This is a genomic window from Streptomyces sp. NPDC048270 (genome assembly GCF_040652335.1).
GTDB lineage: Bacteria > Actinomycetota > Actinomycetes > Streptomycetales > Streptomycetaceae > Streptomyces.
On the sequence record NZ_JBEZLV010000008.1, the window covers coordinates 90,514 to 115,168 of the forward strand.

Sequence of the window (24,655 nt, forward strand, 5' to 3'; positions counted from 1 at the left end):
CCTGCGCCGGACGTGACCGTTACCACCGGTAACAAGGGGACGAGGGGGCAGCACCTCGATGGTGAGCACAGGAAGTTCCAGACGTACGTTCATCGCGGGCACCGCGGCGGCGACGGCAGGCGGCGCCCTGGCGGCGGGCCTGGCCGCCGCACCGGCGGCGGCCGCGCCGGGGACGGGCGCCGGGGCCGCGCCGAACGGCCGGCGCGTGGCCGTCCTCGGCGGCGGGGTGGCGGGGCTGACCGCGGCGCACGAACTGGCCGAACGCGGCTACGCCGTCACCGTGTACGAACGCCGCGCGCTCGGCGGCAAGGCCCGCAGCATGGACGTGCCCGGCAGCGCCCGGGGCAGCCGCCGGCCGCTGCCCGCCGAGCACGGCTTCCGCTTCATCCCCGGCATCTACCACAACCTGCCCGACACCATGCGGCGCATCCCCTTCCCCGGGAACGCGAACGGGGTGTGGGACAACCTCGTCGCCCCGCGCGAGATGATGTTCGCCCGGGCGGGCGGCCGCGAGGACCTGCGCGGACCCATCCCCTGGCCGGAGCACTCCCCCGCCGAGCTGACCCCCGAGGAGATCCGGCGGGCCCTCACCGGCATCCTGCAGTCGCTGGTGCGCCTCCCGCTCCACGAGACGGCGTACTTCGTCAACCGCGTGCTGGTCTTCCTCACCAGCTGCGACGAGCGCCGCAACGAGGTCTGGGAGCACACCCCCTGGTGGGACTTCGTCCGCGCGGCGCGGATGTCCAACGAGTACCAGCGGATCCTCGCGGTCGGCATCACCCGCAACATCGTCGCCACCAAGGCGGAGGAGGCCTCCACCCGCACCGTGGGCACCCTCGGCGAGGCCTTCGTCTTCAACCTGCTGGGCCGCGGCGCGGACGGCCCGCCGGACCGGATCCTCAACCTGCCCACCAACGAGGCGTGGATCGACCCCTGGGAGGCGCACCTGCGCGCGCTCGGCGTGGAGTTCAAGATCGGCTGGACCGTGCGGGAGGTGCAGTACGGGAACGGCCGGGTGAGCGGGGTCACCGCCTCGGACCCGTCCGGCGCGCGGCAGACCGTCACCGCCGACCACTACGTCTCGGCCCTGCCCGTCGAGCACGCCCGGCGCACCTGGAGCGCCGCGCTGCGGGCCGCCGATCCGATGCTGGGGCGCTGCGACAGGCTGGAGACCGACTGGATGACGGGGATCCAGTTCTACCTGACCGAGCGGGCACCGCTGGTGCACGGCCACCTCAACTGCATCGACTCGCCCTGGTCGTTGACGGCGATCCAGCAGGCCGAGCACTGGCCCGCCCGGAACTTCCCCGCCGACTACGGCGACGGCGCCGCGGTGGACTGCCTGTCGGTGGACATCTCGGAGTGGGACAAGCCCGGGCTCCTCTACGGGAAGACGGCCAAGCAGTGCACCCGCGAGGAGGTGGCGCGCGAGGTGTGGGCCCAGCTGAAGGCCTCCCTCAACGACACCGGCAAGACGCTGCTGAGCGACTCCGCGCTGCACTCGTGGTTCCTGGATCCGGGCGTGGACGGACTGGGCACCCCGAACCCGACGAACGAGGACGAGCTGCTGATCCACCCGACCGGGACCTTCCACAACCGTCCGAGCGCGGGAACCCGCATCCCGAACTTCTTCCTCAGCGGGGACTACGTGGCGGTCGACATCGACCTGGCGACGATGGAGGGGGCCAACGCCTCCGCCCGGGCCGCCGTCAACTCCCTTTTGGACCGCGATGGTTCAGCGGCCGCACGGTGCACGGTCCGGCCGCTGTACCGGGCCCCGGAGGTCGAGCCCGCCAAGCGGCACGACCTGTGGCGCTACCGCATGGGGCTGCGGAACGCCTTCGATCTGGGCTGACCCGGGCGGCGTCCGGCACGCTCGGCTACCGTCGGGGCATGACCACCACGAGGCCCGCGGTCGGCGCCCTGCTCCGTACGTGGCGGGAGCGGCGCGGCATCAGCCAGCTGGAGCTGGCGGGCCGCGCCGACTCCTCGTCCCGGCACATCAGCTTCATCGAGACCGGGCGGTCCCGGCCGAGCGAGGAGATGGTGCTGAGGCTCGCGGACCGCCTGGAGGTGCCGGTGCGCGAGCGCAACGCCCTGCTGCTGGCGGCCGGTTACGCTCCGCACTACGCGCAGACCGCTCTGGACCACCCGTCCATGGAGGCGCTGCGCGAGGGGATCGAGCGGCTGCTGACCGGGTACGAGCCCTACCCGGCACTGGTGGTGGACGCCACCTACGACGTCGTCGCCGCCAACCGGGGCGTCCTGATGCTGCTGGAGGGCCTGGCGGAGCACCTGCTGGTCCCGCCGCTGAACGCCATGCGGATCACCCTGCACCCCGAAGGGCTGGCCCCGAGGATCCGCAACCTCGCGGCGTGGCGCGGGCACCTGCTGGAGCAGATGCGGCGGCAGATCGCGCTGGTCCGGTCCGAGCCGCTGCGCGCGCTGTACGAGGAGGTCTCGGCCTACCCGGCTCCCGAGCGCCCGGGCGACGACGCCGCCGGACCGCAGGAGCCCGTCCCGTACATCGCGCTCCCCCTCGTCATCGAGCACGACGGCCACGTGCTGTCCTTCGTGTCGTCGATCGCGACCTTCAACACGCCGATGGACGTGACCGTCGCCGAGCTGGCGATCGAGACGATGCTCCCGGCCGACCCGGCGACGGTGAAGTACCTGCGCTCACTGGGCGGCTGAACGCAGGGCGAGCTGCTGGAGCAGGGCGAAGCCGGCGACGACGAGGCCCTGCACCGGGATCCACACGGCCCCCGCGGCGGTCGGCGAGAACCAGAGGGCGAGCGAGGCCAGGCTCAGGGCCGCCCAGGCGTAGTTGGTCTCGATCACCAGCTTGACCGGCAGGACGGGCGGCCGCCCGCGCGAGGCCAGCAGGCCCACGGCGGCGCCGTACGCGACGAGCAGGATCCCGAGCCCCAGCAGCAGCCCCTGCCCGACCCCGAGCAGCCGGCCCAGCGGGGCCGAGAAGGCGGCGTACGCCAGGCCGTTGCCGGTGGTGACCACGGAGTCGAGGGCGAGGAAGCGGCGCAGTGCGGCCTGCGGCCGGGCGGTGCGGGCGATGCCGCCGATCAGGGTTGCGGACATGGGGATCAGCCTCCGTCGAATGCGCTGACGCGGATGGGGGATACGGGCCCCGGAGCCGAGTGCGCGGCCCCGGAACCCGACGCCCACCACCTTGCCGCCCGGCCCGGACGGGGTCGATTACCCGGGAGGTAAGGGCGGTCCCGGGCGGTCCGTTCGGCGCGTCGAAGGGCTTACCGATCAGTAGCTTTGGGTGGGTTGGGCGCGACTCGGGCCAACAGGTGCCTCCGTGACCGAAATGAGATGTCATTCCGCTTCCTGGAATCGATCACTTCGCACGCTTGGTGCCGATTTTTGATCTTGTAGGGGCGGCTACTTTCAAGCCAGTGATCGCTTGCGACGTGCAGGGCGGTCGAATCGTCATCCCCTGGGGGGATCTTGCGTTACCGAAGAAGACCGGACGGGCCCGTGGGGCGCGTCCGTTCGTCGTTCAGGGCACCGGCCGGGCTGAGCGCCACGGCCGCCGCGCTGGCTGTCGTGATGACCGTGTCGACGATCTACGGAGCCGAGGCCGCCCTCGCCGCTCCCGCGGCCGACAAGGCGCAGCAGGCCAAGGAGACCGCGCAGTCCGCGGCGGACATACCGTCCGCCCGGGTGGCCGCGCGTCTGTACAAGCACCGCGTCGAGGCGCTCTCCGAGCGGTCCGAGACCTCGACGACCTGGGTGAACCAGGACGGATCGCTGACCACCGAGGTCGCGGCCGGCCCGATCCGCTTCAAGGACGCCGCCACGGGCGAGTGGCGCGACGTCGATGTGAACCTCACGGCCGCGCCCGACGGTTCGGTCTCCTCCAAGGCCCACCCGCTTGGGCTGCGGCTGTCCGGGAAGACCGCCGAGAAGGTGTCCTTCCTGAAGGGCGCTCCGCCGGCCGAGGCCACCGACCTGGTGACGCTGGGCACCGGCGACGAGGCGATCACGCTCCAGTGGCGCGGCGGCCTGCCGGCCCCGAAGCTGGACGGCACCCGGGCCACGTACCCGGGCGCGGTGCCGGGCGCGGACGTGATCGTCGAGGCCACCCGTACCGGCTTCGAGCAGTTCGTCGAGGTCAAGGCCAGGCCCGAGGCGGGCTTCGGCTACACGCTGCCGCTGAGGACCAAGGGCCTGAAGGTCGAGCAGCAGCCGGACGGCAGCGTGCTGTTCACCGACAGGAAGTCGAAGAAGACCGCGACCATGCCGGCCCCGGTCATGTGGGACGCCACCGTCGACGCCGCCTCCGGTGAGCACACCCGGCGGGCGAAGGTCGGCATGAAGGTCGTCAAGACCAAGGACGGCGTCGACCTCGTCATCACCCCCGACGCGGCCTTCCTCGCGGACCCCGCGACGAAGTACCCGGTCACCGTCGACCCCTCGACCTCCTCCCTGGGCAACCTCTTCGACACCTACGTCCAGCAGGGCGAGACCGTCGACTGGTCCAACGACACCGAGCTGGACCTCGGCAACCCCGGCACGAAGAACGCCGACGGCACCTGGCGCACCGCGCGTTCCTTCATCACCTGGAACACCGCCCCGGTCGCCGACGCGCTGATCTCGGACGCGAAGCTGTCGCTGTGGAACTTCCACGCCGGCAACACCGACTGCACCGCCCAGCCCTGGGAGGTGTGGACCGCCAACAACGCCTCCACCGCCTCCCGCTGGACCAACCAGCCGGCCATGGTCACCAAGATGGCCACCTCCACCGAGACCAAGGGCAACCCGGGCTGCGCCTCGCAGCCCGACGGCTGGATCAACGCGGACGTCACGAGCCTGGTCCAGCACTGGTCCAACAACAAGTGGGCGGTCTCGGGCATGGGCCTGCGGGCCACGGACGAGAACAACACCAAGCAGTGGAAGCGGGTGAACTCCTCCAACGCCGCCTCCAACGTCCCCAAGCTGACGGTGACCTACAACTACCGTCCGCGGACGGGCACCAAGCAGGAGGCGGGCCCGCCGTTCTTCTCCTACGGCGGCGCCTACACGGTCAACACCCTGACCCCGACGCTGCGCGACACCTTCGTGGACGCCAACGGCGACCAGGTCAACGGCACGTTCCAGATCTTCGACTCGGCCACGGACACCCAGGTCGGCAACGTCATCGTGTCGCCGTTCGTCGCCTCCGGCGAGGCGGCCTCGGTCACCGTTCCGGCGGGCGTGCTGACCAACGGCAAGACGTACAAGTTCCGTTCCAACCCCTACGACGGAACCCACTACAACACCGGGTGGTCGGCCTGGAAGACGTTCACCGTCGACACCACCGCCCCCTCCGCCCCCACCGGGCTGACCTCGACCGACTACCCGTCCAACGCCTGGGTCAAGGGCGCCGGCCAGGCCGGCGGCTTCACCGTCTCCCCGCCCTCCGGCACGGACCACCAGTGGCTCGAGTGGTCCCTGGACGGCGCCGAGTGGACGCGCGTGCCCACCAACGGCACCGCCGGCACCCGGACCCTGTCCGTCGCCCCGCCCTCGGACGGGACCCACACCCTTCAGGTGCGCACCGTCGACAAGGCCGACAACGAGTCCGAGAGCGTCGAGTACGCCTTCCACGCCGGCCCGGGCGGCTTCGTCCAGCCCGAGGACGGCGAGCGGACGGCCCGACGGCTCCCGCTGACCGCCGAGGCCGACGGCGCCGCCTTCAACGCCGCGTCCTTCTCCTGGCGCCGCTCCGAGGCCGACCCCTGGGTGCAGATCCCGGCGGGTCACGTCACGAACGGCGGCACGGCCCTGACGGCGTGGCCCGTGGCGATGACCGCGGGGCGCACCCCCGCGCTGGTCTGGAACGCCACCGACACCGTCGACCCGGACGGCAGCGTCCAGATCAAGGCGGACTTCACCGGCCCCGGCGGCGCGACCGGCGCCACGCAGCCCCTCGCCGTGGTCGTCGACCGCAACGCGAGCGGGGCCGCCACCACCCCGGTCGGCCCGGGCACGCTGAACCTGCTCACCGGCGACTACGAGGTGACGGCCACCGACGTGTCCGCCTTCGGCATGTCCGTCTCCCGCACCACGTCCTCGCGCGACCCGCACAAGGGGGCCGAGCAGGAGGGCCAGGCCGCGATCTTCGGCCAGGAGTGGGCCTCCGGCACCGCGGCCGAGATCGTCCAGTCCGACTACTCGCACGTCGCGAGGATCTCGGACACGGCCGTGGACGTCGTGACCACCTCGGGTGACGCGCTGCACTTCACCGCCAACGCGGCCCGCACCGGCTGGGTCTCCGAGCCCGGCGCCGGCACCATGACCCTGACCGGCGCCGTCACCGGCTCGTTCACGCTCACCGACGACAGCGGCATGGTCACGGAGTTCACCCGGGCCGACCCGGCGATGACCACCTGGCAGGTCTCCGGCAACCTGGTCAGCGGAGTCGAGAACTCGACCACCACCGTGGTCTCGGAGACGGTCACCGTCGACACCAAGAAGCTGGCCCGCCCCAAGCGGGTCGTCGCCCCGACCTCCGCCGCGAGCGCCTCGGCCTGCGCCACCACCCCGCAGACCAAGGGATGCCGCTCGCTGGAGTTCGTCTACGCGTCGGCCACCACCGCCACCGGGTACAGCGCCTCCGCCGACTTCGGCGACTTCGCCGGCCAGGTGAAGGAGATCCGGCTGTGGTCCACGGCGCCCGGCGCCGCCAACGCCACCTCGAAGGCGGTCTCCACCTACCGCTACGACGCCGGCGGCAACCTCCGCCAGCAGTGGGACCCCAACCTGGCGCAGAGCACCCAGGCGCAGTACGCCTACAACGCCGCGGACCGCATCGACTGGCTGCAGACCAAGTCCGAGCTGCCCTGGTCGTTCACGTACGGCCAGGCGGGATCCTCGCCCACGGCCGGTGACGGCATGCTGCTCAAGGCCTCCCGGGCCGGCCTGAAGCCGGGCACGGCGGGCGAGGAGCAGGGCACCGCGGCCACCAGCATCGTCTACGGCGTCCCGCTGAGCGGCGGCACGGCCCCGTACCCGATGGGCTCGGCCGACGTGAAGGCGTGGGGGCAGACCAGCGCGCCCACCGACGCGACCGCCGTGTTCCCCGCCGACGCGGTCCCCTCGTCCCACTCCGGTGCGTCACTGGCGGCCTCGGCCTACGCCCGGGCGTCCCTCACCTACCTGGGAGCCTCCGGACGGCCCGTCAACAGCGCGGCGCCCGGCGGACACATCACCACCACCGAGTACGACCGGTACGGGAACACCGTCCGCGAGCTCTCGGCCCCCAACCGCGCCCTGGCCCTGGGCACGGGCCCCGCGGACCAGGCCGCACAGGCCAACCTGGGCATCGGCCAGCTCACCAGTGCCGAACGCGCCCACCAGCTGAGCTCCTCGACCGTGTACGACGCGGCCGGAGTGCGAGTGCTGGCCAAGTTCGGACCGCTGCGCCGCGTCGACCTGACCGCCGACCTGAAGAACGGAGCGGCCCTGCTGGTTGCGGCCGGCACCTCGGTGACGGCCCGCGACTGGTCGGTCCTCGAATACGACGCCGGGCGGCCCACCAACGGCACCGCCAGGGTCAAGGACCAGGTCACCAAGGCCACCGTCGGCGCCCAGGTCCGCGAGCACCCGACGGTGCTCGGCGAGCCCCGCGCCACCGAGACCGTGTACGACTGGGCCAGGGGCCTGCCGACCCGGACCGTCAGGGACCCGGGCGGCCTGGCCATCACGGAGACCACCGAGTACGACGCCAAGAACCGGGTCTCCAAGCAGCTCCTCCCCGGCGCGAACGGCAGCGACGCCACCACCCGCGTCACCACGTACTGGTCGGCGACCGGTACCGGCACCTGCCAGGGCCGCCCCGAGTGGGCCGACCTGGTCTGCACGGTCGGGCCGGCCGGCGACATCACGGGAGGCGGCTCGAACCCGTCCAAGCTGCCGACCACCACCACCGAGTACGACTGGTGGGGCAACCCGGCCAAGCGGATCGAGACGGTGAACGGGTCCACGCGGACCACCACCACCGAGTACGACGCGGCCGGACGGACGACCAAGGTCACGACGGCGGGCGGCTCCGGCCAGGCCGCCCCGGAGGCCACCACCGAGTACGACGCGGTGACCGGCCGGGCCGTCAAGAACACCTCGCCCACCGGCGGGACCATCGTCAAGCAGTTCGACAAGCTCGGCCGGCCGATCTCCTACACCGATGCCGACGGCGGTGTCACCACCACCGAGTACGACCTGCTCGACCGGCCGACCAAGATCACGGACAACGTCCCGTCGACCGTCACCTTCACCTACGACCACACCGCCGAGCCCCGCGGCCTTCCGACGAAGACCACCGACTCGGTCGCCGGCGAGTACCGTCCGTCGTTCGACGCGGCGGGAGCCGTCCGCAGCGAGAAGCTGCCCGGCGGGTACACGCTCGACATCAGCACCGACCCGGGCGGTGACGCCACCAAGCGCAGCTACGTGCGCGACAGCGACTCGGCCGTCGTCTACAGCGACACCGTGAACGAATCCGTCCACGGCCAGATCACCACCCACTCCGGTCTCTCCGACCAGCGCTTCCGCTACGACACGGCGGGCCGCCTGGCCTCCGTGGAGGACACGGCGGACACCGTCTGCACCCGTCGCAGCTACACCTTCGACGGGCGTTCGAACCGCACCGCCCTGACCACGGCGGCCGGCGCCCCCGGCGCGGACTGCCCGGCCACCGGCGGAACCACCACCACCCACACCTACGACAGCGCCGACCGGCTCGTCGACAGCGGTTACGCCTACGACGAGTTCGGGCGCACCACCGCCGTCCCGGGCCACGGGACCGTCGCCTACTACAACACCGACCGCACCCGCCAGCAGACCCTGTCCAACCAGCGGCAGACCTGGGGCCTCGACGCCGCCCAGCGCTACCGCGGGTGGACGAAGGAGTCGTACAACGGCTCGGTCTGGACCCAGACCGCGTCCCGCGTCAACCACTACGGCGACGACGCGGACAACCCGCGCTGGATCGTCGAGGACACCACGACGGGTGCGGTGACCCGCAACGTCGCCACCGCGGGCGGCCTGACCACCACCGGCAAGACCGGGGACGTCGTCCTGCACCTGACGACGATCTCGGGCTCCGTCGCCGTCCAGCTCCCGCTGAACGTCGCGCAGGCACCGGTGGCCCTGGACGCCGACGAGTACGGCAACCCCCGCGCGGGGCAGGCCTCGGCCCGCTACGGCTGGCTCGGCGGCCACCAGCGCTCCAGCGAGACGCCGAGCGGTCTGACCCTGATGGGCGCCCGTCTCTACAACCCGTCCACCGGCCGCTTCCTGTCCGCGGACCCGGTCTACGGCGGCAGCGCGAACGCGTACGAGTACGCCAACGCCGACCCGGTCAACCAGCAGGACCTCGACGGCCGGATCTCCAAGTCCTGGCGTAAGAAGATCATCGAGGCCAACGCCTGCATGTCGCTCGGATGGCGCGGCTGCGCCCTCGCCTCGGCGATCTCGGGCGCGCTGCTCGCGACCTTCCGCAAGGGCCGGGTCAACAACGCGATCCGGCACTTCATGTGGCAGGCCAGCCTGACCTTCTTCTTCGGCGCGCGAGCGGCCAAGCGGCTGGGAGACGCACACGAGTGGGGCCAGACCGGTGACGACACCAAGATCGACCAGCACAACAACAACGTCGCCCGGCACTTCGCCGTGCGGAACGCGTGGAGCATGCTGAGGTGGTACTTCTCGGGCTGGTTCTGGACGAACCTGCTCCTCTACGCGATCCACTACATCAACAAGGGCTACCTGAAGACGAAATGGTGAACCCTGTGACACCGGCACAATCATCGCGCCGCGGGCTGTATCTGGGCCTGGCCGCCACCCTCGGCCTCGTCCTGCTGGCCGGGTCGCTGTACGCGCTCTTCTACGGGTCGGAGGGCTCGTGCACGGAGCCCAAGGCGGTCGAGCGCATGGCCCAGGTCTCGGCCGCGGCGCCCGCCGCCCCGGCCGGCGCCACGCCCGTGGCGGAACGGGGCGGCACGGAGTGCATGGACGACAGCGGCGATCCCTGGGTCGCCTCGGACACCGCCTACACCCACGACCTGGACGCCGAGTCACTGGCCGCCCACTACTGGGACACCGCGGGCAAGGAGGGATGGAAGCCTGTCGGCACCCGGGCGCAGGCCCCGGACAGGCTCCGGAGCGGCTTCGGCATGTGCTTCCAGAAGAAGGTGGCCGGCGAGCCGGCTCTGCTCCGGGTGGGGTCCGACGGGCCCAAGGAGTACGTGGTGACCGTGGAATCCGCTCTGGACGGGACCACGATCCCCTGCTGAACCGCTGACAGCGCACCGAGGCGCCCGGCGGGCCGACGGCCCGCCGGGCGCCTCTTGCGCGCACCGGTCCCAACTCCACCGCGATCCCAACCTTTTTTGAGCCGTACGGCAGGAAATGTTGCGTTACCGCTGGTTCGGTGGAGGGCGGACGGCTAGGCTTCACGCAGCTCAGCCCCCTCGAACGTCTTGTCGACTTACGGAGAAGCAGCCGGTGCGAGCCGCCGCCCGACCCGATCTCGCCGCGCTCTGGCGGCGGGTGGAGGAACTGTCGGAACGGTGCGGGCAGGACCCGGCCCATGTCCTCGCCGCTGCGCGGCTCAGCCACCTCTCCGGGGTCGAACCCGCCCGGATACCGGCGGTGATCGCGGGGAGGGCCTGCGAACTCCCCTTAGAGCAGAGGGTCCACCAGCGCTTCCTGCGGCTGCGCGCCACCCGCCGGGACAAGCACGGCCGGGAGTGGCCGCTCGCCGCGATCGCCGACGACTTCCATGCGCCCGGAGCCTCCCTGGGTCCCCTCAACGCGGGGACCGGACTCCCCCGGCTGGGCCACGCGGCCGGTGTGCAGCGCTTCTTCGGGGTGTACGCCGGCTTCCTGCTGGCCGACGGCAAGAGCGCGGTGGAACGGGCCCTCGCCCTCACCCCGGAGGGGCGCGACGACCTGGATCACCTCTCCCACCTCACCGGCATCACCCCGCGGGACATCCGGCTCACCCTCGACGGCACGCCGCCCCGGCTCCCGTTGAAGGAGCAGGTGCGCGAGCGGTTCGAGCACCTGCGACGGACCCGCGTGCGGGAGGACGGGCAGCACCATTCGCTGGCGGCCATCGCCAAGTCCTTCGACGCCTCGGGCCAGTCACTGACCCGCCTCGCCCAGGGCGAGGGCCTGCCGAACCTCGCCGCGGCCGCCGGGATACAGCGGTTCTTCGGCGTGGAGGGCGGTTTCCTGCTCGCCGAGGACACCGAGGCGCTCGGCACCGCCCTCGCCTGCCTGGCGCGCGAACTGGAGCGCACGGAACGGCAGCAGGAGAACCCGATGCTCGCCGTGCTGCGCGCGCACGACGTACGCAGCATCGTCACCCGGGCCGGCCGGCTCTCTCCGCGGGGCTGGAAGTCCCTCGCCGACCACCTGGACGACCTGCTCGCCCGGGAGGGCCAGCTCGGCCGCCCGCCGGGCGGCGACACCGGCCGGCCCGCACCGGCCGCGGACCCGGCGCCCGAAGGCCCGGCCGTCGAAGGCCCGGCCCCCGAAGGGGGAACGCGATGAGGACCACGCGGGCGATGCGCGCCCTCGCCGGGGATCTGCTCGCGGACGCCCGGCTGTCGCCCCCGGCCGGAGCCGACGAGATCATCGGGCGGCTGTGCACCGCCTACGCCCGTCGCCGCGGCGGCCGGAAGGTCGATGTCCGTTTCGCCTCCTTCCCGCCCGACACCGCCAGCGGGCTGTGGCTGGAGATGGCCGAGCGCGACCTGCTCGTGGTCGAGGAGCGCACCCGCCCCGAGCACCAGCTCGTCATCGCCTGCCACGAGCTGTGGCACATCGACGAGGGAACCTGCGACAGCCACGGGCCGGGCATGGCGGTCGCCGCGCGACTGACGGGGCGCCACGGCGGCCTCGCCGAACTGCTGTACTCCGACGCCGGTCTGACCGAGGTGATCCGGCAGGCCGCGGCCCGGGCCGACCACGGGGATCCGGCGGAGATCCGCGCCGAGATCTTCGGCCTGCACCTCGGCAAACTCCTCAGGCCCCATCTGCCTCCACCCCGGGAAGAGCAGTTCCCCGAGGCGATCGAGCGCATCAAGACCTCGCTCGGCTGGGGGAGCCCCGTGTCACGACGGTGACCGGTGCCCGCCCCCGGCCCGCACCCCTCGCGCCGATGCCCTCGGCACGGCCCCGACAGAGAGCACGACACGATGACCCAGTCTTCCCCGCCCCGCCACGCCGTCGTCATCGGCGGCAGTCTGGCCGGCCTGCTCGCGGCCGCCGTCCTCGCCGAGTACGCGACGGTCACCGTCGTCGACGCGGACCCGCTGCCCGAGGGCCCGGCGCCGCGGCGCGGACTCCCGCAGGCCCGGCACACCCACCTCCTGTGGTCCGGCGGCGCCCGCGCGATCGAGGGGATCCTGCCCGGCATCACCGAAGACTGGACCGGCGCGGGCGCCATCCGCCGCAGCCTGCCCACCGACCTCGTCACCAAGACCGCGCAAGGCTGGATCCCGCGCTGCGGGGAGAAGCAGTTCAACATCTCCTGCAGCCGCGACCTCCTCGACTCGGTGGTCCGCTCCCGGGTGACCGGCCTCAAGGGCGTCTCCACGCTCCAGCAGGCCCGCGTCCGGGCGCTGGAGGGGACGGCGGCACGGGTCACCGGTGTCCGGGTCGACACTCCGGAGGAGCAGGGCCTCCTGCTGTCCGCCGACCTCGTGGTCGACGCGAGCGGACGCGGCTCGCGCGCCCGGACCTGGCTCCAGGCCCTGGGGGTGACCGGGATCCGGCAGGCGGAGGTCGACTCCGGCCTGGTCTACGCGACGAGGATCTTCGAAGCCCCGGCCGGAGCTCACGAGATGGGCTTCCCCATCGTCAACGTGCAGTCGGACCCCCGGGTGCCCGTCCCCGGGCAGACGGCCACGATCGTGCCCATCGAGAACGGCCAGTGGCAGGCCACCCTCTCCGGCACCCGCGGCGGCCAGCCGACCGGCGATCCCGAGCGCTTCATCCCCTTCGCCAAGAGCATCCGGGACCCGATCGTCGGCGAACTCCTCGAGGGCAGGAAGCCCTTGACGGACGTCGCGGTCACCCAGGGCACCGCCAACCGCCGCATCTACTTCGAGAAGGCCGAACTGCCCGACGGGTTCTTCGCCGTCGGCGACTCGGTGGCCACCTTCAACCCGCTCTACGGCCAGGGCATGACGGTCGCCGCGCAGGGCCTGCTGGCCGTGCGCACCCTGCTGCGGCAGAAGGGGCTCGCCCACCCCGGCTTCGGCCGCGAGGCGCAGCGCGCCATCGCCCCCCAGGTCAGCACCGCCTGGGAGCTGGCCACCTCGCAGGACATCCTGTATCCGGGGGCCACCGGCATGAAGCCGCGGGCCGGAACCGGGCTGCTCAACGCCTACGTCAACCGGCTGATGACGGGCGCCACCACCCACGAGGCGCTCACCGCCGCCCTGTTCAAGGTGCTGACCATGAGCAGCGGGCCCGGCCACTGGCTGCACCCGAGCGTGGTCTGGCACGTCCTGCGCGCGTCGGAGCGGGGGGCGCTCAAGGCGCCGCCGCTCACCGCCGCCGAGCGGGCCGTCGCGGGGCTCGGCCCGGTGCCCGGCACGCCCGGCCCGGGGAGGCCCGGCCCGGTCGGCCCGGCGGGCCCGGTGGACCCGGTCGGCCCGGCGGACCCCGTCGGACAGGCCCGGTGAGCGAGGGGATCCTGCGCTTCCTGCCCGGATCGGTCATGATCCTGGCGCTGCTGATCAAGGCGCCCGCGCTGCGCCGGGGGTGGGACCAGCCCCTGAACCGGGCCGCGTGCGCGCTGCTCGTCGTGGGCGCCCCCCTCACGTTCCTGGCGTCGCCGTCGACGATCTCCACGGTCAACCGGCTCACCGGCGTGGTCAACTTCTCCGCGCCGCTGGTGTTCGGACTGATCACCGTCTTCTCGGGGACGTGCGTCGTCCTGGTCCTGCAGTGGGGCGGCGGCCCGCCCGCGGCCGTGCGGCGGGCGACCCGGCTGACCGTGGCCGTGTTCGGTGCGGTGACGGTGGCGATCGTGGTGCTGTTCGTGATCGGCGACGCCCCGGTGGAACGGCTCCGGGACCTGGACACCTACTACGCGACGACGCCGTGGATCCGCGAGATGATCGTCTGCTTCCTGCTGGCCCACACCGTCGGGACCTCGGCGCTGACCGTGCTGTGCGGGAAGTGGCTGCGCCGTGCGGACCCGTCGCTGCGCCCGCTGCGCACCGGGCTGGCGCTGATCGTGTGCGGCGGGCTGCTGGACCTGGCCTACCTCGCCGGGAAGTGGGCCTCGGTGGCGGCCCGCTGGGCCGGCCGGGACTGGGTGGTCTCGGCGGACGCGGCCCTGGGGCTGGCCTACGGGGCGGCCCTGCTGATCGGTACGGGGTTCGTCGTGCCGCTGGCCGGCGGATCGGCGGCCTGGCAGGACTTCGGCCGCTACCGGCGGCTGCGTCCGCTGTGGAAGGCGCTGCGCGGGTGCGCCGCCGCCCGGGTCCGGACGGTACCGCTGGCCTGGTGGTCGCCGGTCGGGATCCGCCTGGTCCACCGCGAGTCCGTCATCGACGACGGCATCCTGGCCCTGGCCCCGTGGTTCGACCCGGCCGTACGGGACACCGCGTACGCCGTGGCGCGCGGGCAGGGGCTGCCCGAGGCGCGGGCCGCCGTGGTCGCGGACGCGGCCATGCTCGCCGCGGCCTGCCGGCTCCGGGCGGCCGCCGGCGCGGCGGGCGGGCACCCGGACCCGTACCGGCTGGACAGCGGGCCGCTGGACGCCCTGGCCCGGGAGTTCCGCACCTCCCCCATCGTCGCCGCGGCGCGGGACGCGGCCACCGCGGGGACCTGAGCGGCGGGGCGGGGGGCGGCGCGGGGGCCGGCGGCGGGAGGATCAGGCGGGCGTCAGCGCCGGCCGCGCGACGACGGCGGCGGCCGCCTCCCCGGTGAGGACCCTCAGGCGCCGGGTGAAGTAGACCATCACCGCGCCCGCCGCGATCACCATGGCGCCCTGCCACAGGAAGTTGAGGCTCTGGCCGATCACCGCGTCCAGCCGCGGCAGCTGCGCCCCGATGGCGTCGCCGGTGGCGGCGGCGAGGAACCACACGCCCATCATCTGGTTGGTGAAGGCTCGCGGCGCGAGCTTGGTGGTGACCGACAGGCCCACGGGGCTCAGGCACATCTCGCCCATGACCTGGATGACGTACACGCCCACCAGCCACATCAGCGAGACCTTCACGCCCTTGGAGGCGATGGCCGCCGCTCCCGACATGACCACGAAGGAGGCGCCGGTCAGCAGCAGGGCCAGGCCGAACTTGAGCGGTGTGCTCATCCGCCGGCCCCGCCGCACCCAGAAGGCGGCGAAGAGCGGCGCGAGGACGATCACGAACAGCGCCGGCAGGGACTGGGTCCAGCTGGCCGGGATGTGCCGGCCGAGCAGGGACAGGTCGGTCTTCTGGGCGGCGAACATGTTCAGCTCGCTGCCCATCTGGTCGTAGACCAGCCAGAACAGCGTCGCGGCCAGGAAGAGCCAGACGTAGGCGCGCAGCCTGGTCCTCTCCACCTGGGTGACCTTGGGGCTGCGGTACATCGAGAACAGCACCCCGGCGGGGACGACGAGGGCGACCACGGTGAGCGTGAAGGTGATGCCGTCGATGCTCAGGGCGTGCGCGGCGGCGAGCAGGGTGATCAGCACGGCCGTGAAGACCAGCCCGTACGAGGACGTGCGCCGGACCTTGGCCCGCTCGGCGGGTGTCAGCCGGACCACGGGCTCCTCGCGCAGCTGCCGGGCGAGCCTGCGCCCGCCGAGGACGTACTGGACCAGACCGAGGGCCATGCCGACGGCGGCGGCGCCGAAGCCGAGGTGCCAGTCGACCTCCTCGCCGAGGTAGCCGACGACGAGCGGGGCGATGACCGCGCCGAGGTTGATGCCCATGTAGAAGATCGAGTAGCCGGCGTCGCGCCGCTGGTCGTCGTCGGCGGCGTAGAGGCGGCCGACGAGCGCGGAGATGTTGGGCTTGAGCAGGCCGGTGCCGATGACGATGAGGACCAGGCCGGGCCAGACGACGGCGGGCTGCGGGAAGGCCATGAGGACGTGTCCGGCCATGATGACCACACCGCCCCACAGGACGGCCCGGCGGGCTCCGAGGAAGCGGTCGGCGATCCAGCCGCCGGGCAGCGCCAGCAGCGAGATCATGGCCATGTAGACCCCCTCCACCGCCTCCGCGGTGCCCTCGTGGAGGCCCATGCCGCCGTGGCCGCGGGAGGCCGCGAGGAAGTGCACGAGGATCGCGACCATGCCGTAGAGGCTGAAGCGCTCCCACAGCTCGGCGAGGACGAGGGTGGCGAGCCCGCGCGGATGCCGCTTCGGGTGCCGGGGTGCTTGCGTCTGCGTGTCCTTCGGTCCGTTCACCTGTCCAGTGCAGCGCCGGGGGCGGAGTGCCGGGATCGGTCCTTCGGCCCGTTACCGGGGGAAACGCGACGCCCCGGGCCGAAGGGCCCGGGGCGTTCCGCGTGCCGCAGGGGGCGCGGAGGGGGTCAGAGGTCCGCGAGGTCCAGCCCGGCCTGCGCGGCGGCGGCCCGCACGGTCTGCTCGAGGAGCACGGCGATGGTCATCGGGCCGACCCCGCCCGGTACCGGCGTGATCAGCGAGGCGCGGGCGGCGGCGGACTCGAAGTGCACGTCGCCGACGTTGCCCTCGTTGTACCCGGCGTCCAGGACCACGGCGCCCGGCTTGATGTCCTCGCCGCGGATGAACTCGGCCCTGCCGACTGCGGCGACCAGCACGTCGGCCTGGCGCACGATCGAGGGGAGGTCCCGGGTGCGGGAGTGGCAGTAGGTGACGGTGGCGTTCTGTTCCAGCAGCAGCATCCCGGCGGGCTTGCCCAGGATCGCGCTGCGGCCGACGACCACGGCGTGCTTGCCGGTGAGGTCCACGTCGTAGGCGGCGAGCAGGCGCATGATGCCGCCGGGGGTGCAGGAGACGAAGCCGGGCAGTCCGAAGCCCATGGCGGCGAAGGAGTGCATGGTGACCCCGTCGACGTCCTTGCCGGGGGCGATGGCCTCGAAGGCGGCGCGCTCGTCGATGTGGTGCGGGACGGGGTGCTGGAGCAGGATGCCGCTGATCTCCGGGTCCTCGGAGAGCGCGGTCAGGGTGGCGACCAGCTCCTCCGTGGTGGTCTCGGCCGGCAGCTCCACGTGGCGGGAGGTGATCCCGGCCTTGGCGCAACGGTTCTGCTTCATCCGTACGTAGGTGACGGAGGCGGGGTCCTCGCCGACCAGGACGGTCGCGAGACAGGGCGCGGTGCCGGTGCGCTCGGTGATCTTCGCCGCGAGGGCGGCGGTCTCCTCCGAGATGCGGCGGGCGAGGGCGGTGCCGTCCATCAGCTGGGCAGTGGCAGTCGTCACGGGGTCTCCTGAACGTCGCTGCGGATCGCGGTTCGCCCAGGCGCGCGGCAGTCGGCGTACGCCACGTACGCCGGGCCGCTCCCCGGTGGTGATCCACCCGAACGCCAGTCACGGCCCGCGGGCCACTCTAGTCGACATATCCGGTGGATGACGGGCGCCCGACCTGGGACGATCCAGACATGACGCGCACTTTCGACCACCTTGTCGCCGAAGCCGACGCGGTCTCCGTGGACGGCTGGGACTTCTCCTGGCTCGACGGCCGGGCCACCGAGGAGCGCCCGTCCTGGGGCTACCAGGGGCTGCTCAAGGAGCGCCTGGCCACGGTCCGGTCCGCCCTGGACATCCAGACCGGCGGCGGCGAGGTGCTGGCCGGCGCGGGCCCGCTGCCGCCGCTGACGGCGGCCACCGAGTCCTGGCCGCCGAACATCGACCGGGCCACCCGGCTGCTGCACCCGCTGGGCGCGGTGGTGGTCGCCGACGCCGACGAGCCGCCGCTCCCCTTCGGCGACGGGGCCTTCGAGCTGGTCGCCAGCCGGCACCCGGTCACCGTCTGGTGGGACGAGATCGCACGGGTCCTGCGGCCCGGCGGCACCTACCTGTCCCAGCAGGTCGGTCCGGCGAGCGTCTTCGAGCTGGTCGAGTACTTCCTCGGCCCGCAGCCGGAGGAGGTCCGGCGCGCCCGGCACCCCGACGACGCCGTGACCGACGCCACCAGGGCGGGCCTGGAAGTCGTCGACCTGCGCTCGGAACGGCTGCGCACGGAGTTCCACGACATCGGAGCCGTGATCTACTTTCTCCGGAAGGTGATCTGGATGGTGCCCGGCTTCACGGTCGGGCAGTACCGGGACCGGTTGCGCGAGCTGCACGAACAGATCGAACGCGAAGGCCCGTTCGTCGCGCACACCGCCCGCTTCCTCGTCGAAGCCCGCACAACGGGCTGACGATCGGGGCGGACGGATCCGCACCGGAAAGGGTTGCGCGGCCACAGCGTGGCGCAGGTCACTCAATTCAGCGCGTAACGAATCGACTCGGGCATGCGATGAACCGACAGGTGTCCTCGCGCGGCCCCGGAATACAGACCCCCCTCGGGTCTGTTTCCCGAGTTCGCGCGATGATGTCCCGCCCACCCCATATCTGTTCGCAACGAGAGGCTCCTTGTGTCGCTCAGCCCGTCCCGTACGTTCCCTCCGGAGATCGCCGAATCCGAGGCCCTCGTCGCGCTCGTCGAGCGCGGCCGCGAGCAGGGTCACATCAACGGTGACGACGTGCGCCAGGCCTTCGAGGCCGGCCGCATCCCGGTGGACCAGTGGAAGCGGGTCCTGCGCAGCCTGAACCAGGTCCTGGACGAGGAGGGTGTCGCCCTCCACGTCAGCGCCGCACCCGCCACGAAGGCTGCCGCCAAGAAGCCCCGCAAGGCAGCCGCCGCGCCGGCCCGTACCGTGGCCAAGAAGGCGACCGCGGCGCCGCGCCCCATCGGCGCGCGCAAGACCTCGGCCGCCGCGCCCCCGGCCACCGCTGCGGCGATATCCGCTCCGTCGGCCTCCGCCACCGAGGACGAGGCGACGGCCGAGGCCGCCGCCGAGCCGAAGAAGCGGACGGTCAAGAAGACCGCGACCGCCGCGAAGAAGACCGCCACCAAGAAGACGGCGGCGAAGAAGACCAGCGCCAAGGACGCCGACGAGGGCGAGACCCCCGTGGCGGAGGGCGAGGACTGGGCGGCCGAGGACCTCGCCGACGAGGCCGAGGAGGAGGCCCCCAAGACCGGCGGCACCCAGGGCTTCGTCCTGTCCGACGACGACGAGGACGACGCCCCGGCGCAGACGGTCATGGTGGCCGGCGCCACCGCCGACCCCGTCAAGGACTACCTCAAGCTCATCGGCAAGGTGCCGCTGCTCAACGCCGAGCAGGAGGTCGAGCTCGCCAAGCGCATCGAGGCGGGTCTCTTCTCCGAGTACAAGCTCGAGGAGGAGGACGACCACAAGCCGGCCTTCAAGCGCGAGCTGGAGATCCTGGTCGAGGACGGCCGCCGGGCGAAGAACCACCTGCTGGAGGCCAACCTCCGCCTCGTGGTCTCCCTCGCCAAGCGCTACACCGGCCGCGGCATGCTCTTCCTGGACCTGATCCAGGAGGGCAACGTCGGCCTGATCCGCGCCGTGGAGAAGTTCGACTACACCAAGGGCTTCAAGTTCTCCACGTACGCGACCTGGTGGATCCGGCAGGCGATCACGCGCGCCATGGCCGACCAGTCGCGCACCATCCGCATCCCCGTGCACATGGTCGAGATCATCAACAAGCTCGCCCGCGTGCAGCGCCAGATGCTCCAGGACCTGGGCCGCGAGCCCACCCCGGAGGAGCTGGGCAAGGAACTCGACATGACCCCCGAGAAGGTCATCGAGGTCCAGAAGTACGGCCGCGAGCCGATCTCCCTGCACACCCCCCTGGGTGAGGAGGGCGACAGCGAGTTCGGTGACCTCATCGAGGACTCCGAGGCGGTCGTGCCCGCGGACGCGGTGTCCTTCACCTTCCTCCAGGAGCAGCTCCAGTCGATCCTGGGCACGCTCTCGGAACGCGAGGCGGGCGTGGTCTCCATGCGCTACGGCCTCAACGACGGCCAGCCCAAGACCCTGGACGAGATCGGCCGCGTGTACGGGGTCACCCGTGAGCGCATCCGCCAGATCGAGTCCAAGACCATGTCGAAGCTGCGCCACCCGTCGCGTTCGCAGGTGCTGCGCGACTACCTCGACTAGGCCCGAGGGACTCAGGCCGGTCGGAAGACGGGCCGCTCGGGGGTGAACGGCAGGGAGGCACCCTGCGGAACCGGACAGGCGTGCGCGCGCCGGATCCGCAGGGTGTCGCACCATCCGTCCGTGATCGGCGTTCAGGCCGCGCCGGTGCCGGAGCGGGCCCCCGCAGCGGGCCCGCCGCAGGGGGCCGCCGGGATCAGCTCGCGGAGTGCTCCAGCAGGTGCTTGAGCTTCTCCTCGCCCCGGGGCATCTCCTTGCGCATCATGGGCTTGACCAGGAGCGGGACCAGCGCCCGGCCCATGCCGTGGCCCTCGAAGTCGACGGACAGGGTGACGCGTGAGCGGGCCCCGTCGTCGAGCGGTTCGATGTAGCCCCGGACGTCCGGCCGCACGGGCCCGTCGACGCCGTGGACATGCCAGCTCCTCGGCGGGTCCAGTGCCGTGTACTCCATGGTCGTGGGGACCCGGCGCCTGCCGATCCGCCCGGTGACGAGGACCGTCGAGCCGACGTGGACCGGGAGGTCGCCCAGGGGGACGGCGGTCACGGCGCTGTCCTGCCACTCCGGCAGGTGCGTGGGGTCGGTGACGTAGGAGTAGACGTCCTCGGGCGTGCGGTCGATGTCGATGCTCTTGCTGATCGCGGACATGGCGACCCCTCGGAGCCCCCCTGGCTGCGCTCTCCTCCCAAATTACTCCGCGGGCTGGACGGTCGCGCGCCGCCTGCGGGCGGCCATCACGGCGTAGACCGCGACGCCCGCGAAGAGGAACAGCACCCCCTGGTAGACGGCGGCGTATCCGGATCCCGCCACCAGCCACATCGAGAAGGCGAAGGCGAGGGCGGCCAGGACGCCGTCGCGTACCAGGCGCCCCCGGTGGACCCGCTCGGACTGGCCCGAGAGCAGGAAGTACAGCTGCGCCGCGGTGGAGAGCAGGTACGGGACGGTCGCGGTGAAGGTGGTGACCAGCACCAGGACCTCGAAGACGCCCTCGGAGCCGGCGGTGTAGTTGTAGACGGTCAGGGCGGAGGCGAGGACGACCGTGACGAGCACGCCGACCACCGGCACTCCGCGCTGCTTCGTCTCGAAGACCTTCGGGAAGAGCCCGTCCTTGGCGGCGGCGTACGGGGTCTGCGCGCTGAGCAGGGTCCAGCCGTTGAGGGCGCCGACCATCGAGACCACGGCCGCGCAGGCGACCGCCGTGCCGCCCCAGGTGCCGCCGAACATGGCGTTGACGGCGTCCGTGAAGGGGGCCTGGGAGGACACGAGGGTGTCGTGGGCGACCAGGCCGAACACGGCGAGGGTCCCCAGCAGGTAGACGGTGGCCGCGCCGACGGTGCCGAGGATGGTGGCCCGGCCGACGTTGCGGGCGGGGTCGCGGACCTCTCCGGCGCTGACGGCGGCGGACTCGACGCCCAGGTAGCTGAAGAGCAGGATCGCGGCGGAGGCGGAGACGGCTCCGATCGCGGTCTGGTCGGTGGCCCGGAAGGGGCCGAGGTTGGCCGGGTCGAAGAACAGGAGGCCGCCCACGGCGACGAGCAGCAGCGGGGCGAACTTCAGCACGGTGCCGACGAGCTGGACGGCGCCGACGTACCGGGTGCCGGCCAGGTTGGCGAGCGCCGGCAGCCACTGCACGGTGAGGGCGGCCAGGCACATGGACCACTTGTGCGCGCCGACGGCGGGGAAGAGCACGCCGAGGTAGCCGACGGCCGCCACCGCGAGGGCCGCGTTGGAGACCCAGGTGGTGATCCAGTAGCTCCAGGCGGCGAGGAAGCCGGCGAAGTCGCCGAACGCGGCACGGGCGTAGACGTACGGGCCGCCGGTCTGCGGGTGCCGCTGGGCGAGGCGGCCGAAGACGAGGGCGAGGGCGACCGCGCCGAGGGTGAGCACGGCGAAGGCGACGAGGCTGATGGTGCCGAAGGGTGCCACCGACGCGGGCAGGAGGAAGATCCCGCCGCCGATGATGTTGCCCATGACCAGGCAGGTGGCGACGGGCAGGCCGAACCGCCGGTCGCCCTGCGGGCGGGGCTCCGCCGTCCTGGAAGTTGCGGTGGGCGGGGCTGCGGTGCTGGTCATCGGTGGTGCGCCTCGGGGTGTCTCACATGGTGGGCAGGTCCCCACATGGTTGACCACGGTCAAGGCGGTACCAAATCACCGGGTTTCGTCCGGCACGGGACGCCCCGCGGAAGGAAACGTTCCGTCCTGGGCGCGCCACGGCCGGGGATTCTCCTCCGGCTCCGGATCCGCCTGCATGGCGGCGCGGGGCCGGGCGTCCGCCAGGGGGCGGGGGCCTGAATCCGCGGCGGGACGGGGCCCTGCGTCCGCGGCGGGGCAGGGCCCTGCGTCCGCGACGGCGCGGGGGCCTGAATCCGCGGCGGGATGGGGGCCTGCGTCCGCGAAGGCGCGGGGGCCTGCGTCCGCGGCGGTGCGGGCGTCCGGCCGGGGGTGCACCGGGACCTGCGGGCCGTCCGCCTCCCGCAGCCAGCGCCGCAGGACGCCGTGCACCGCCTCTGCGCCCACCAGCTCGCCGCCCGGGTCCGACAGCTCCGTCGGCCACATCAGGAACGGGTGCCCCTGCTCCCCGCCCAGGCCCCCGTGCGAGCCGATCTGCTCCTCGAAGGCGTGCACCGCGCCCGTCCGGGGGTCGTAGGCCGAGTTCACCATCACGTCGGCCACGTGCGGGAAGGTGTCGGTCCGGCGCACGGCCGCGGCCGCTCCGGGGCCGAACGGAGCCAGCAGCTCCTCCGCCTCCCCGGGCACGTCCAGCCGCGCCACCGCCCCGCCGGGGCCCAGCACCACGCCGTCCACGAGGACGAAGCCCACGCCGGGATGGTTCGCCAGGGTCGCCAGCAGGGCCGGGTGTGTGCGCTCGATGCGCGCGCGGGAGGCCCGGCCGGGGACGTCCGGGAAGGAGATCAGCCCGAGGTTGCCGGAGGCGGGCACCACCGGGTCGGACCCCCGCCCCGGATGGGCCTCCTCGCCCTCCTCCACCGGCCGGTGGAGCGCCGCCAGGACGGCCGCCCGCGCCTCGGCTCCGCTGCGGGTGCGGCCGGCCCGGCGCGGGACGGGCAGTCCGCAGCCCGCCCGGACCAGGTCCTTGAGGGTGAGCCCGTACCGCCCGAGGAAGGTCTCCCCCGGGCTCTGCCCGTGGTCGGACAGCAGCACGATCCGGTAGGCGCGCGGCGCGTGCTCGGCGACCCGGGCGATCAGCGCGAGGCTGCGGTCCAGGCGCGCCAGTACCTGCTCGGCGTCCCGGCCGTGCGGGCCGGAGTGGTGCGCGACCTCGTCATAGGCGACCAGGTCGGCGTAGACCGCGGCGCGCCCGGCCAGCATGTCGCCGATCACGGCGGCCACGACCACGTCCCGTTCGACCACGGTCGCGAAGGCCCGGATCAGCGGGTACAGCCCGCCGCGCGCGACGCGCGGCCGGTCCCCCCGGATCCGCGCGCGCAGCGACTGGCCGATCTCCCTGGCCACTTCGGCGACGAAGGACAGGGCGGTGCGGACGGCGTTGGCCGGATCGGAGAAGTACGCGAAGTAGCCGGCGCGGGACCGGTTGGCCCGGCCCCGGCGGGCGGACACCGAGAGCACCAGCGCCAGCTGGTCCGCGCCCCCGCTGAACAGGTTGCCGCGGCTGGCCCCGTCGAGGGTGAGCAGGCCGCCGTCCGCGGTCCGCTCGACGGCGCGCCGCTGGAGCTCGGCCGCGCTGGTGGGCCGGTTGCAGACGACGACCTCGCCGGTGTCCTTCTCGTACCAGCGGAACGCGGGCACGTCGAAGGTGGAGCCGTGCAGGATGCCGAGCTGGCTGGCGCCGGTCTGGCTCGACCAGTCGGTGCGCCAGGACCCGAGGCGGTGGCTGCCCTCCAGCCAGCCGGCGACGGTCGGCATCAGGCCGTCGGCCGAGGCCCGGCGCAGCGTCTCGTACCCGACCCCGTCGAGCTGGAGGAAGACCAGCCCGGGCGCGGACTCGTCCGCCCCGGGCGCCCCCGCCCTCTTCTGCCGGCGCCGGCGCCGGTCGGCGAGGCGGTAGAGGCGCCGCCGGTAGGCCTCGTCGTCGCGCACGGCGAGCGCCGTCGAGGTCGCGGAGGCCACGGCCGACATCACGGCGGCCACCACCACGGCCGTGTCGGGGGCCACTTGGCCGCGTCCCGCCGGGATCAGGCTGAGGGCTATCAGCAGCAGGGAGCCGTTGAGGAAGAAGACGAGCAGTCCGAGCACCAGGGCGGGCACCAGCAGCAGGGCCCGTACGAGCACCGGCCAGACCAGCGCGCTCAGCAGGCCGAAGGCGCCGGCGCCCCAAGCCGCCGTCAGCCCGATCTGGGTGGGGCTGTCGTCGTCCCCGGACTGGAGCCGGAAGTCCGGCAGGATGCCGGCCAGCGCGAGCATGGTCAGGGTGGACGCCGCCCAGACCAGGACCACCCGCACCAGAGCACCGCCGGCGGTCCGCCACCGTCCTCGCCACACTCCGAACCTCCCGCGAGCCCGTCCCGCCTTCCAGGCTCGC

General features: G+C 72.8%; 16 protein-coding genes and 1 riboswitch. Of the genes, 10 read left to right on the forward strand and 6 right to left on the reverse strand.

What is annotated here, in order from left to right; all coding sequences use genetic code 11:
- Positions 1-58: 58 nt before the first annotated feature.
- Both AB0D66_RS10175 and AB0D66_RS10180 read left to right on the forward strand, forming a co-directional pair.
- On the forward strand, positions 59-1,855 hold the full coding sequence (locus tag AB0D66_RS10175) for an FAD-dependent oxidoreductase (protein ID WP_362299550.1): 1,797 nt from the start codon (positions 59-61) through the stop codon (positions 1,853-1,855).
- 38 nt (positions 1,856-1,893) lie between these two features.
- Positions 1,894-2,694, forward strand: a complete 801-nt coding sequence (locus AB0D66_RS10180; RefSeq protein WP_362299552.1) for a helix-turn-helix transcriptional regulator — start codon at positions 1,894-1,896, stop codon at positions 2,692-2,694.
- Here the strand turns inward: AB0D66_RS10180 and AB0D66_RS10185 are convergent.
- Positions 2,680-3,096: a hypothetical protein gene (locus AB0D66_RS10185; RefSeq protein ID WP_362299555.1), complete on the reverse strand. Its 417-nt coding sequence runs from the start codon at positions 3,094-3,096 to the stop codon at positions 2,680-2,682. The genes AB0D66_RS10180 and AB0D66_RS10185 overlap by 15 nt on opposite strands.
- A gap of 477 nt (positions 3,097-3,573) precedes the next feature.
- On the opposite strand from AB0D66_RS10185, the gene AB0D66_RS10190 reads away from it, so the two are divergent.
- The 6 genes from AB0D66_RS10190 (at position 3,574) to AB0D66_RS10215 (ending at position 14,857) form a co-directional block, all read left to right on the forward strand.
- Positions 3,574-9,786, forward strand: a complete 6,213-nt coding sequence (locus AB0D66_RS10190; protein WP_362299828.1) for a DNRLRE domain-containing protein — start codon at positions 3,574-3,576, stop codon at positions 9,784-9,786.
- Between the two features lie 5 nt (positions 9,787-9,791).
- Positions 9,792-10,295 (forward strand): hypothetical protein, encoded by a 504-nt coding sequence (locus AB0D66_RS10195; protein ID WP_362299558.1) that lies wholly within the window; start codon positions 9,792-9,794, stop codon positions 10,293-10,295.
- Between the two features lie 211 nt (positions 10,296-10,506).
- Positions 10,507-11,559: a hypothetical protein gene (locus AB0D66_RS10200; RefSeq protein WP_362299561.1), complete on the forward strand. Its 1,053-nt coding sequence runs from the start codon at positions 10,507-10,509 to the stop codon at positions 11,557-11,559.
- On the forward strand, positions 11,556-12,134 hold the full coding sequence (locus AB0D66_RS10205) for a toxin-antitoxin system, toxin component (RefSeq protein ID WP_362299563.1): 579 nt from the start codon (positions 11,556-11,558) through the stop codon (positions 12,132-12,134). Before AB0D66_RS10200 ends, AB0D66_RS10205 begins: the two co-directional genes overlap by 4 nt.
- Before the next feature lie 72 nt (positions 12,135-12,206).
- Complete coding sequence (locus AB0D66_RS10210; protein ID WP_362299566.1) at positions 12,207-13,700, forward strand: pyridine nucleotide-disulfide oxidoreductase; 1,494 nt, start codon at positions 12,207-12,209, stop codon at positions 13,698-13,700.
- Positions 13,697-14,857 (forward strand): MAB_1171c family putative transporter, encoded by a 1,161-nt coding sequence (locus AB0D66_RS10215; RefSeq protein ID WP_362299569.1) that lies wholly within the window; start codon positions 13,697-13,699, stop codon positions 14,855-14,857. The genes AB0D66_RS10210 and AB0D66_RS10215 overlap by 4 nt, the downstream gene beginning before the upstream one ends.
- A gap of 42 nt (positions 14,858-14,899) precedes the next feature.
- Here AB0D66_RS10215 and AB0D66_RS10220 read toward each other — a convergent pair whose 3' ends face one another.
- A complete protein-coding gene (locus tag AB0D66_RS10220) occupies positions 14,900-16,417 on the reverse strand; it encodes a peptide MFS transporter (protein ID WP_362299572.1) in 1,518 nt (505 codons plus the stop codon).
- Positions 16,418-16,542: 125 nt separating this feature from the next.
- Positions 16,543-17,388, reverse strand: a complete 846-nt coding sequence (locus tag AB0D66_RS10225) for a bifunctional 5,10-methylenetetrahydrofolate dehydrogenase/5,10-methenyltetrahydrofolate cyclohydrolase (protein WP_362299831.1) — start codon at positions 17,386-17,388, stop codon at positions 16,543-16,545.
- Between the two features lie 51 nt (positions 17,389-17,439).
- Positions 17,440-17,534, reverse strand: a riboswitch (ZMP/ZTP riboswitch).
- Positions 17,535-17,591: 57 nt separating this feature from the next.
- Here AB0D66_RS10225 and AB0D66_RS10230 point away from each other — a divergent pair.
- Both AB0D66_RS10230 and AB0D66_RS10235 read left to right on the forward strand, forming a co-directional pair.
- A complete protein-coding gene (locus AB0D66_RS10230) occupies positions 17,592-18,353 on the forward strand; it encodes a class I SAM-dependent methyltransferase (RefSeq protein WP_362299575.1) in 762 nt (253 codons plus the stop codon).
- Positions 18,354-18,569: 216 nt separating this feature from the next.
- A complete protein-coding gene (locus AB0D66_RS10235) occupies positions 18,570-20,159 on the forward strand; it encodes an RNA polymerase sigma factor (RefSeq protein WP_362299578.1) in 1,590 nt (529 codons plus the stop codon).
- A 193-nt stretch (positions 20,160-20,352) separates the two neighbouring features.
- Here AB0D66_RS10235 and AB0D66_RS10240 read toward each other — a convergent pair whose 3' ends face one another.
- The 3 genes from AB0D66_RS10240 to AB0D66_RS10250 form a co-directional block, all read right to left on the reverse strand.
- A complete protein-coding gene (locus tag AB0D66_RS10240) occupies positions 20,353-20,802 on the reverse strand; it encodes an SRPBCC family protein (RefSeq protein WP_362299581.1) in 450 nt (149 codons plus the stop codon).
- Positions 20,803-20,844: 42 nt separating this feature from the next.
- Complete coding sequence (locus AB0D66_RS10245) at positions 20,845-22,227, reverse strand: amino acid permease (protein ID WP_362299584.1); 1,383 nt, start codon at positions 22,225-22,227, stop codon at positions 20,845-20,847.
- A gap of 75 nt (positions 22,228-22,302) precedes the next feature.
- The gene (locus AB0D66_RS10250; RefSeq protein ID WP_362299587.1) at positions 22,303-24,615 is read right to left on the reverse strand and encodes a phage holin family protein; all 2,313 of its coding nucleotides are present in this window, start codon (positions 24,613-24,615) and stop codon (positions 22,303-22,305) included.
- Positions 24,616-24,655: the final 40 nt, after the last annotated feature.

Bases quoted from the DNA above. Each gene is read 5' to 3' on its own strand.
- AB0D66_RS10175 (WP_362299550.1), top strand. From the start codon at position 59: ATGGTGAGCACAGGAAGTTCCAGACGTACGTTCATCGCGGGCACCGCG.
- AB0D66_RS10180 (WP_362299552.1), top strand. From the start codon at position 1,894: ATGACCACCACGAGGCCCGCGGTCGGCGCCCTGCTCCGTACGTGGCGG.
- AB0D66_RS10185 (WP_362299555.1), bottom strand. From the start codon at position 3,096: ATGTCCGCAACCCTGATCGGCGGCATCGCCCGCACCGCCCGGCCGCAG.
- AB0D66_RS10190 (WP_362299828.1), top strand. From the start codon at position 3,574: ATGACCGTGTCGACGATCTACGGAGCCGAGGCCGCCCTCGCCGCTCCC.
- AB0D66_RS10205 (WP_362299563.1), top strand. From the start codon at position 11,556: ATGAGGACCACGCGGGCGATGCGCGCCCTCGCCGGGGATCTGCTCGCG.
- AB0D66_RS10210 (WP_362299566.1), top strand. From the start codon at position 12,207: ATGACCCAGTCTTCCCCGCCCCGCCACGCCGTCGTCATCGGCGGCAGT.
- AB0D66_RS10225 (WP_362299831.1), bottom strand. From the start codon at position 17,388: ATGGACGGCACCGCCCTCGCCCGCCGCATCTCGGAGGAGACCGCCGCC.
- AB0D66_RS10230 (WP_362299575.1), top strand. From the start codon at position 17,592: ATGACGCGCACTTTCGACCACCTTGTCGCCGAAGCCGACGCGGTCTCC.
- AB0D66_RS10240 (WP_362299581.1), bottom strand. From the start codon at position 20,802: ATGTCCGCGATCAGCAAGAGCATCGACATCGACCGCACGCCCGAGGAC.
- AB0D66_RS10245 (WP_362299584.1), bottom strand. From the start codon at position 22,227: ATGACCAGCACCGCAGCCCCGCCCACCGCAACTTCCAGGACGGCGGAG.